The following is a 9,713-nucleotide window of genomic DNA, read 5'->3' as shown; positions in this document are numbered from 1 at the left end:
CTTATATACTATTGTTACAATAAAAAGACAGGAATTGTGAACATTTTCTAAACATATAGTGTTAACATTGTTAACTTCATTCCTTTGTTTTTTCCCCTGTATTATAATGGGAATAAATTATGGGGGTTCGAGGTGAACAGTGATGGAACAAACATTAAAAATAACAAACGTTTTGTCAGATCCAACACGGTACTACATTTATCAATACATTACTAAGCGTCATCAAGAAGTTACAGTTCAAGAGGTTGCTGAAAATTTTAATATTCATCCTAATGTGGCAAGATTACATCTTTCCAAATTGGAGGATGTTAATATGTTAGTATCTGAAACAAAGAAAACGGGAAAAGGAGGCAGACCAAGCCGGCTCTACCGGTTATCTGATGATGTCATTCAACTGCATTTCCCATACCGTGACTATATGCTTTTATCAAAAGTTGCCATTCAGACCATGATTTCGCTCGGTGAAGCTGGCAGGGAAGCTTTGTTTATGACCGGCCACAGATTTGGGACAGAAATAATTGAGCAAGAAATGGCAAAGAGAGCACTTGGCGAGGAACTGACATTTGATCAAAAGTTAACGATTTTAAAAAGTGCTGCGACCCTTGCTGGTTTTTATCCAGAGTTTGAAGCAAACGGTGACAACACAAAAATTTTCTTTCAAATCTTCAATTGCCCTTTTAAAGAAGTTGCAGCAGAGCATACTGAAACGGTTTGCAATATGCATCATGAATTTTTGAAGGGCATGTTTGGTGCACTATTTGAATCAGTTGAATTAATTGAAAAAGAAAACATGATTTCAGGCTGTGAAACGTGCTCTTACCAGGTACTTGTGACAAACTAATTCGAGTCTGATGTTTACATTATGCCTCCTTTTACTTTATAATATTGTATTGATGGTATCGTAGGATAAAAGGGGGTATACATATGGATCGCATGTTCAGAGTTTGTGGTTTTTGGACTGGTATTTTTACCGTAATGCTCTATCTGGGTGATTTGGATAGAACAGCCATGCTATTCTTGGCTCAAACAGGGTTTTTTGTTCTGCTTAGCTACCTAAAGCTTTCCGAACGTATGTATATGTATGTATTCGGAGCATATTTAACTATCTTCTTCGTTGGCTTTACATATTGGACAACGTTCATGATGCCGCTTGGCGCAGGAGAGTAATAACAACGAAGCACCCAGAATGGTATTCTGACGCTGCAGGACAAAAAAAAACGCCGGTGCTCCGGTGTTTTTTTATTCCACAAATACATCATCTTCCTTTAGCTGAAATCCTTTTTGCTGGATTATGACATGAAAATAAGCGCTCATCCCGGATGGCAAAATTAAACTGCGAATAGCACGATTTCTTTTGCTTATCTCCGAAAAAGGATCAGAATCATTATGCTGCTCTAACTCCTTTAAGATACCTATCTTTAAAAGAAATTCATCCTGCCTTAGTTTGATAAACAACGCCAGCTGTTGCTCCATCCCTTTTTGTATAAGATAATCGAAGTGAACATGGGTGGTTATATCTATCTCACCTGGAAGCTGCAAGACATCGTCTATCATCAAATGTTGGTGGTACCCTCTTAAACTCCCTTTTTTACGCTGAGGATGAGCCCACTCTTCATTGGTATAGCCATAATCAGCAGTGACAATGATTCCTTCCATTAAGACTTTAGAAATATCTTCAATCATTTTGTCCATCGCTAAGGGAATCTCAATTCGTTGTTTCTCTCTTATAGAAAGTTTACTTTCTGCAAGAAATAAAAGGATAGCTTGGTTCGTTAGTTCTTCCCTTTGTTCAAACAATTGTCCGTTATCCGTCATCCCCACCATTACTTCTACATACGCGCCATTTATTTTTTCAATTACATGAACCGGAAGAGCATCAAAAAGTTCATTTGAAAAAACCAATCCAGAAAAGGGTTCAAGTTTCTCAAGACTCTCCACTTGCATAATTGAAAATGAAGGCTGCAATAATTCACGCTGCAGCTTTCGATGATAGGGACTACTTTCCACGATTATATATTTAAGGGGGGTTCCAATCGAATCATACCATTCTTGTAAAAAGGCGTTCGCAAAACGCCCTGTTCCAGCTCCTATCTCACAAAAGACTGGGGGCAATTTAGTTTTTTCACAAATAGCAGAAAACCATTTTGCCATAAGTCTACCGTATACATCCGAAATATTGCTGGTAGTAATAAAATCCCCTTTTCTTCCGATTTTAGGTTTTTCCTTCATATAATAGCCTAATTCCGGATGATAAAGCACTGCAGAAATATAATCAGCATAAGAGATTAGCCTGTTAGGCGAATTAGAGATTATGTCCTTTAAATATGTAATCATATTAACTCCCTTTTAGGTTAGCTGCGTTGACATATTGGAATCTTTAAATACAGTTAGGATAAAGAACTCAACAACTGTCCCCTTATAAAATAAACATGCCCTTAAAAGACCTCCATTACTAAAAGGAAGGGTCTTCTTTTTATTCTAAAACCCATTTAAAAAAGGGTTACTGTCCATTTCTTCCCCAATAGTTGTTACAGGACCATGGCCAGACAATACATATGTTTCTTCAGGCAAACATAAAAGCTTATCATGAATACTTTTCAAAAGCTGTCCAGAATTCCCCCCAGGCAAGTCTGTACGGCCGATTCCACCCTGAAATAAAGCATCTCCAGATATAACAACATCATTTTCCTTGAAGTAATAAGAAACACTGCCAGGAGAATGACCAGGTGTATGGAATACCTGAAAGGTAAATTCGCCTATATTCATGTGGCCTTCATTATGTATAATATGATCAGCTGGATTAACCACAATTGGTTCGATTTGCATAAATAGTTGCGATCCATTTAACCTAGGGTCTTCAAGCCATTTTTCTTCCTGCTTATGAATATAAACGGGAATGTTATAGGTGTCCCTGATCATATCAACTGCCCCAATATGATCAAAATGAGCGTGAGTGAGAAGAATGGCTATTGGCTTTAATTTTCTTTGACTTAGTAAGTGTATTAATTTTTTCCCTTCCTCGCCCGGATCCATAATCAAGCAAGTCTTATCAGGATTCTCAACAATATAGCAATTCGTCTGCAGTGGCCCTAAAGGGATTTGCTGCCATTTCATATTTTTGTTCCTCCCATACATAAATTCATCAGGTTTATTTTACACTAAAGAACATAGGAGAGAAAGTGTAATTGCCCTCGACAAATCTAAGAAAAAAATATAAAATAGGAAACGAATGTATATAATATAGTTACATAATTTTTGGAAAATGGGTATATACGAAAAGGGGGAATTAAAAATGGGTTTAGTGATCATTTTTGCGCTTGTAACAATCCTTGCAGCCTATGCAGGTTATAGTTCATTGAAAAATAAGAACTTCCTGGCCGCTTTTTGGGGTGTTGCTTCATTCTTGGTTTTCGGCTGGTTCACAGTGATGACTATAATTGAATCAGGTTTTCCAACTGGAACTCACTAATTTGAATAACGAAAGCAAAAGACTGTCTCCCGACAGTCTTTTTTTGCATTTTTTATCTATCTTCTTTCCCGCTCAACAGGCTGTTAACCCGTTCAACTTTATAATCCATGCTTCGTTTCACATCTCTGCGATCATCAATTCGAATGGATGTCGCAACCCGTTTAATCCCTTCTGAGAAAGGAATCTCATGCATCGCCTGGATAACTTCAAAAAGAACTGGAAGCTCTCCTTCAATGATTGTATTCATCGGTGTTAATTGAAATTTAATTTTCCCTTCCGCCTCATAATTCCTAAGGACCCGTTGAACACTTGCTACGTATTTGCTGACACTTGGTGTTTCAGTTCCAACCGGAATTACGGTCACATCTACAATTGCCATTACATAATCACCATCACTTTATATTATTATATTTCTTTGTGATTTTAACATATCAAACAAAAAAGGAAAAAAGAATGACCCTTTGATTGTCATTCTCTCACTAATTCATAGCTTTTCTTTTTGTTTAGATCAATAATTTTTTCAAAACTGTTACCTAATAGAGCTGTATTCCCATCTGGTGAAAGTGAAATAGGGACATTATCCAAGCCGCCCAGAATTAATTTACTGCTTCGCTTCTTTAGGTCATAGCTAATGAGTTGGAAGCCGCCTGTATATGTATCCGCATCACCACTCGTGAGTGGTCTAATGCTGATAAATTGTTTCTTCTGTTCATTATAATCATAAAAGGGAACCAGCCAATCTGAAAACTTGTTTAACTGAGGGACGGAAAAGCTAAATAATCGTTTCTGCTTTTTGTCAAAAAAGGAATAGTCAGCTATAGACGAATCCTCTTGATTTACAGTAACCGTCATAAGCAGATCACGATATGCTGCAAATTGAATTACTTGAGTAAAGATCGTCTTCTCCCCCGCATCTCCTAACCCTTTAATAATAAGAGGAGCAACCAATGAGGGACTACTCTGATCCCAGTTTAAGTAAGCCACTTCATCCGACTTAATCCATTTTATAAATGGCTGCGGAAGCTTGAGTTCAGTTGTACTAGCATCGGTTACATCAAGTAAATATAATTGAAAGCTCCAGTCTTCTGCGAATTTTGTAATCAAAACTTTGGATTCATCATAGGGATTCCACTCAAACCCTAAATCATACGATGGAAAATTCTTTTTTAAAAGTTCAGTCCCTTTAGCATCAATAATTGTAACCACACCCACAAATGAGGATGGTGATGAATGAATTAAAAGGTATTTCTTTGTTGGGCTTATTTGCACATTAACAATGGGATTTTCCGTTTTATAGATTAGCTTACTTTTCCCTGTTAACAGATTATAAAGAAACAGATAGGAAGATTGGTTTAAGTTCGTCACATAGAAAATTTGTTGATTAGTATACCAGCCCACTACTTTATAGAACTCACCCTGTCCTTCAGGAATCGATATGGGCAGTTTCCATTTGGTACTAAGTGACGCGGAGGGTACCCCTGTCTTTTCATTTTTAATTGGAATTTTTGTTTTAGGCTGTTCCTTTGCGGCACATGCATTTAAGATGAGAGACGACAATATAAAGATTAGCAAAATAAGTGTACTGTTCGCTTGTTTTAATTTGGTCAGATGAATCAAGTCGTCTCCTCCTATCCCTATATGGTTCCGGCGTTAGACTACAAAAACATTTAAAACATTTAAAACATTCAACATAACACAACTAAACTTAAACAGGAAAAAAGCCGCAGAAATTCGGCTTTTTTTAAGTGGACATGGGCGTCTGTAACCCCCATTAATATCTGAATTTTCTCATGCTTGTTTCATTCTATTTTAATAACACTAGGGAGATATTACAAGTAGAAGACAGGAAAATTTTAATAAGCTAATGCTGTAAAAAAGATTTTTTCTGCACATTTAAGTATTCTTGGGTATTGAGAAAGCGGTAATGGATTAATTCCTTTACCTAATTCTATTGTAAAACCGGGCCTTTGATATTCTTGAATAAACCAATCCTTATATCCTGCGTGACTGTTTACATAACGAATTGCACGGTATCCACTGACCTTTTCAAATTCTTTCGCAAGTAATTCTGACTCGGAAGGTTCTAACCCCTCATATCCCCAATAAAATTCCTCTCCTTGGGTATGAAAGGCTAGAAGTAAGTCAAATTGATTTCGTTGAACTAATTCCGCCATAGCTACTGCTTCTGGTTCTGTTAATGGTTCAATTCCTGGGAAGTCACGGGAGGCAGGTGCTTTGGGCTTTTTATTTTTTCTGCAAAGGTCCCAGTTAGCCGGAAATTGGTTATTTAAATCAATGCCTTTAATATTTGCTTTCCAATGAATAAAATCATCACTGCCTTCATTGATACCAATAACCTCATCTCTTATATGAGCAGGCGGCCCATTTAGTACCATATCCACTCCATCAGGATTGACCATCGGGACAAGGGATAACTCAACATTCTCATACAAAGCTAATGCCTTCCTCCCCCTAACCATATAGTCATTGGTAACCGAAACTAGATACTGATTTAGTAAACTCATTAGGATCATGGTGGTAATCCATTCATTGGCATGGAAGGAAGCATTCATATGTATCTTCCTTTCTCCCTTTCCTATTCTGATTTCATGAATGTGATTACCTAAAACACTCGTACCAATCTTTGTTATTTCCATAAAAGGGTAAACCCGTTGAAGATTTTTAATTAATTTTGTCAGCTTCTTATAATCTAATGGATTCCTTTCCGGTGCAATGGGTACCATTACCTTTTCGGGGACAAAAATCCTCTCGCCTGTAACCAATTGGAGTGGATCTTTGGTTTGGTTTAACAGTATGAGGGTGTCAATTTCTATTCCTCTTTGAGAAGATATCTTTTTAAAAGTATCTCCCTCTTTAATAATGTAGGGAACTAAAACGTATCCAGGTAAATGAATTTTATCACTTGGTTTCATCTCAGTAGGCATTACATGTAAATTTGAATCCAATATTAGTTGGAGTGGGATGTTAAATAACTGGCTTAAATAAGACAGAGTATCTCCAGGTCGTACGTATATCTCCATATACTCTCCTCCCATCAAAAAGAACATATGAAGATTATCATAAAAAAATGATAAAAAACCCGTATTTCTACGGGTTTTTATCTGTTTACTGATTTAATTTATTCTTGATTAACCAGGCTGCACCTAAAACACCTGCATCATTTCCTAATGTGGCAAGATCTATTTCAGTGGAATTCCTAACTGCAGGAAAGGCAAATTTCGCAAAGTTCTCTTTTACTGATTCTAGTAAAAGATTCCCCGCTTTCGATACCCCTCCACCTAAAACAATTTTTTCAGGATTTAGTGTGTTACCGATATTCGCTAGAGCTAATCCTAAATGGAAGGATACTTCAGCTAATACCTTTTGGGCCAAGCGATCGTTATCGCGAGCCGCATCAAAAATATCTTTTGCCGTGAGCCTGCCGTTCAGCGTAAAAAGTTCTCCTAATTTACTCGATGAATGGCTGTTTTTGATTTCTTCCACGGCTAACCGAACAATCCCGGTGGCAGAGGCAACGGTTTCAAGACAGCCTGTTTTTCCACAATTACAAGGTGCTCCGCTAGATGGAATGACTGTGATATGGCCAATCTCACCAGCTGCACCATTAACCCCTTGAATAATATTGCCATTGGCAATAACCCCGCCGCCGACTCCAGTACCTAATGTAACACAGACGAGATCTTTGGCCCCATTCCCGGCTCCGCTCCACATTTCCCCTAATGCTGCACAGTTTGCATCGTTTTCTACAGCTGCGGGAAGTGAAGTTGCTTCTTCTAGGCTATCCTTTAGCGGGAAATTATCCTTCCAGCCTAAATTTACTACATTTAGAATGATCCCCGTCTCATAGTCTACAGGTCCGGGTGCCCCCATCCCAATGCCCATCAATTTTTGTTTAGTTTCACCGATCTCAGTCAATTTCTCATCGATCGCCTTAGCAATATTGGAAGTAATATTTTGACCTTCATCCGAATTATCTGTTGGTATTTCCCATTTATGTACAATCTTACCTAAAACCGTAATAAAAGCTATTTTAGTAGTTGTGCCGCCGAGGTCAACACCAGCTATCCACTTATCTGCCACCTAAATTCCCCTATCTTTGGTTACTTTTTTCTTTTTGGATTTGGATTTCGTGCCTCACTAATAACAAAGCAGTCTGATATTCTTTTGTTTCAATTAATTGTGCCTGATATAAGTCTTTTAACTCTGCTTCCATTAACTCAAGGTCACCGATTCGATCCCCAACATAAATAATGGTTCCAAATTGTTTTAATAATTGCTGAATTTCATAGATTGTCTTCATCTAGGGACCCCTCACTCCTTCGTCTTGCATGGAGAGTATTTATTTTACTATGGCTTTTTTTCACATAAATGGTTGCTTTTCAAATTAGTACGAAAAGAGCCATACTAAAGAAAAGTATATCTCAAGCAAGATTTCACCTCAAGATAGATATGGATAAAAAAGGCGCAAACTAAAAAATAGCAGAAGAAACCAGGGAAGTTTTTCCTCGAGAACTCTTCTACTTATTCTGAATCTTGAAGTTGCTTATTAATCTCGTTTACCAAATCGGAATATTGGACCTTTTGGGGATCTAACTCGGCAGCTTTTTCAGCATTCAATTTTGCCTGTTTAAGATTTTTTTGTTCCAGATTAATTAAAGCAAGATTAAAATAAGCTTCATCCAATTTCGGGTTTAGTTTAATTGCTTTTTGGAGATGTTTTTTAGCTTCAGGCAGCATATTCTTTTTGATCTCAACAAAAGATAAAAGAAAATAGGTTCTGTCCGAAAGGTTGGATGCGTTCTCTTCTGTATTCGTTAATAGTTTATATGCTTGATCATAATCACCTTGTTTTACATATTCCTGTGCCATTAGTAAGGTAGAATCTTCATCCTTTGATTGTACCGAAGAGCTAAATCCATAAGATAAGGAAGACCATACAATAGCGGCAGAAGCAATCAGAAAAACTATTTGCCATGGTGTTTTTTTTATTTTTGGAAGATGAGTAATACCCGCTGCAAGGAACCCTCCAAATAACCCGCCCAGATGGCCGGCATTATCGATCCCAGAAGTCGAAAAGCCAAATACAAGATTAATTCCAAGTACAACAATTAAATTCATTCCCATTGTTCTGGAGAATAATTTTGGAAACACTACACCAAAATACAACAAAGCGCCAAAGCATCCAAAAATAGCACCGCTAGCCCCTGCAGATAAGTTTGAACTAAAAAGAAAGCTGGCAATAAAACCTGTAAATCCTGCAAATAAATAGATCAATAAAAAACGAGTTTTACCGAATATTCGTTCCACCGTCGTTCCTAGGAAATATAACGCAAGGGTATTCATTACCAGATGAAGGAAACCAATATGTAGAAAAACAGGTGCAATTAATCTCCACCATTCACCTTGATAGATCAATGCGTTTACTTTAGCACCATATTTAATCAAAGTAGATGTATTCGTGCTGCCGCCATGAAACTGAAGCCACAGGAAGACAGCTAGTTGTATAACGATAAAGACATAAGTAAACAAAGGTTTTCCACTAAAAAGAAGATCTCGTTCCGCTTTTACTTTATTATTAGCAAGATTTAAGGCAGACCTCTTTAATTCCTCAACGGCTTGTTCTGAATCAACTTCATGGAAATCGAAATGAACTTCCGAGCCAATCCTTTCGGACACTTCCCCAAACCCTGATTCAAGTAACTCCTTTGTCAAAAGAATCGAGTTTACGATTGTTTTATTTCCTTTTGGAAAAACAAATGGTTTTGTAAGGCGAAATTCATACTCATCTACAGGTGGAAACTCACTGACATAAATGTTTAGTACGTTCAGTTCACTCCTGCCTATTTGTTTTCGTACTCTTTCCCCGTTAGAAGCTGTAAATTCAATGTCTCTCTGCAGGGCATTACTCCAATCTAAATTATGGAGCAGCATACGAATAATAGGGGCTTTTTTATTTTCTAATTTTTCAAGCCACAATTCTTTTTGATTCTCAAATAGTTGAATGACTCGATAACCATGATTAGAGATGAAAGAATATGCCAACCGCCAAAAGATGTACCCTTCTTCTTTATTACTCATTTCTCCCCTGCTTTCTATTTTTCTTAAAGTATAATGTTAGTTATTCGCTGTTGCCAATGATAATTTTACGCCCTAAAGCTAAACATAATCATCTTAAAATCCCTATATTCATTTTTTCCATTACTTTTATTATAAACGAAATAAA

The 9,713-nt window shown here is 37.1% G+C and carries 11 protein-coding genes; 3 read left to right on the top strand and 8 right to left on the bottom strand.

The window, feature by feature from the left end:
• Nucleotides 1-142 precede the first annotated feature (142 nt).
• Nucleotides 143-841: a helix-turn-helix transcriptional regulator gene (locus V7266_RS02525; protein ID WP_335465644.1), complete on the top strand. Its 699-nt coding sequence runs from the start codon at nt 143-145 to the stop codon at nt 839-841.
• Nucleotides 842-924: 83 nt separating this feature from the next.
• On the top strand, nt 925-1,167 hold the full coding sequence (locus V7266_RS02520; protein ID WP_335465643.1) for a DUF2626 domain-containing protein: 243 nt from the start codon (nt 925-927) through the stop codon (nt 1,165-1,167).
• Between the two features lie 72 nt (nt 1,168-1,239).
• Here the strand turns inward: V7266_RS02520 and V7266_RS02515 are convergent, their stop codons facing one another.
• Nucleotides 1,240-2,334 (bottom strand): class I SAM-dependent methyltransferase, encoded by a 1,095-nt coding sequence (locus V7266_RS02515; protein ID WP_335465642.1) that lies wholly within the window; start codon nt 2,332-2,334, stop codon nt 1,240-1,242.
• 144 nt (nt 2,335-2,478) lie between these two features.
• Nucleotides 2,479-3,114 carry an MBL fold metallo-hydrolase gene (locus V7266_RS02510; RefSeq protein ID WP_335465641.1) on the bottom strand — a complete coding sequence of 212 codons (636 nt, stop codon included), beginning with the start codon at nt 3,112-3,114 and terminating at the stop codon, nt 2,479-2,481.
• Between the two features lie 178 nt (nt 3,115-3,292).
• On the opposite strand from V7266_RS02510, the gene V7266_RS02505 reads away from it, so the two are divergent.
• Entirely contained in the window at nt 3,293-3,469 is a 177-nt protein-coding gene (locus V7266_RS02505) for a DUF2759 domain-containing protein (RefSeq protein ID WP_098530001.1), read from the top strand.
• A 52-nt stretch (nt 3,470-3,521) separates the two neighbouring features.
• On the opposite strand, the gene V7266_RS02500 is transcribed toward V7266_RS02505, so the two are convergent.
• From V7266_RS02500 to V7266_RS02475, 6 genes are all read right to left on the bottom strand, one after another.
• Nucleotides 3,522-3,848 (bottom strand): MTH1187 family thiamine-binding protein, encoded by a 327-nt coding sequence (locus V7266_RS02500; RefSeq protein ID WP_335465640.1) that lies wholly within the window; start codon nt 3,846-3,848, stop codon nt 3,522-3,524.
• An 89-nt stretch (nt 3,849-3,937) separates the two neighbouring features.
• The gene (locus V7266_RS02495; RefSeq protein ID WP_335465639.1) at nt 3,938-5,086 is read right to left on the bottom strand and encodes a hypothetical protein; all 1,149 of its coding nucleotides are present in this window, start codon (nt 5,084-5,086) and stop codon (nt 3,938-3,940) included.
• A gap of 236 nt (nt 5,087-5,322) precedes the next feature.
• Nucleotides 5,323-6,510, bottom strand: a complete 1,188-nt coding sequence (locus V7266_RS02490; RefSeq protein ID WP_335465638.1) for a M14 family metallopeptidase — start codon at nt 6,508-6,510, stop codon at nt 5,323-5,325.
• 85 nt (nt 6,511-6,595) lie between these two features.
• Nucleotides 6,596-7,570, bottom strand: a complete 975-nt coding sequence (locus V7266_RS02485) for an ROK family glucokinase (protein WP_335465637.1) — start codon at nt 7,568-7,570, stop codon at nt 6,596-6,598.
• 10 nt (nt 7,571-7,580) lie between these two features.
• Complete coding sequence (locus V7266_RS02480) at nt 7,581-7,790, bottom strand: YqgQ family protein (RefSeq protein WP_335465636.1); 210 nt, start codon at nt 7,788-7,790, stop codon at nt 7,581-7,583.
• A gap of 221 nt (nt 7,791-8,011) precedes the next feature.
• Nucleotides 8,012-9,568: a rhomboid family intramembrane serine protease gene (locus V7266_RS02475; protein WP_335465635.1), complete on the bottom strand. Its 1,557-nt coding sequence runs from the start codon at nt 9,566-9,568 to the stop codon at nt 8,012-8,014.
• Nucleotides 9,569-9,713: the final 145 nt, after the last annotated feature.

It is taken from the genome of Neobacillus drentensis, assembly GCF_036965645.1.
In the GTDB taxonomy this organism is placed as follows: domain Bacteria; phylum Bacillota; class Bacilli; order Bacillales; family Cytobacillaceae; genus Neobacillus; species Neobacillus drentensis_D.
This window is presented reverse-complemented; position numbering and strand designations above follow the sequence as displayed.

Coding starts and splice junctions, on each gene's coding strand:
- V7266_RS02480 (WP_335465636.1), bottom strand. CDS start 7,790: ATGAAGACAATCTATGAAATTCAGCAATTATTAAAACAATTTGGAACC.
- V7266_RS02515 (WP_335465642.1), bottom strand. CDS start 2,334: ATGATTACATATTTAAAGGACATAATCTCTAATTCGCCTAACAGGCTA.
- V7266_RS02490 (WP_335465638.1), bottom strand. CDS start 6,510: ATGGAGATATACGTACGACCTGGAGATACTCTGTCTTATTTAAGCCAG.
- V7266_RS02510 (WP_335465641.1), bottom strand. CDS start 3,114: ATGAAATGGCAGCAAATCCCTTTAGGGCCACTGCAGACGAATTGCTAT.
- V7266_RS02520 (WP_335465643.1), top strand. CDS start 925: ATGGATCGCATGTTCAGAGTTTGTGGTTTTTGGACTGGTATTTTTACC.
- V7266_RS02500 (WP_335465640.1), bottom strand. CDS start 3,848: ATGGCAATTGTAGATGTGACCGTAATTCCGGTTGGAACTGAAACACCA.
- V7266_RS02505 (WP_098530001.1), top strand. CDS start 3,293: ATGGGTTTAGTGATCATTTTTGCGCTTGTAACAATCCTTGCAGCCTAT.
- V7266_RS02475 (WP_335465635.1), bottom strand. CDS start 9,568: ATGAGTAATAAAGAAGAAGGGTACATCTTTTGGCGGTTGGCATATTCT.
- V7266_RS02525 (WP_335465644.1), top strand. CDS start 143: ATGGAACAAACATTAAAAATAACAAACGTTTTGTCAGATCCAACACGG.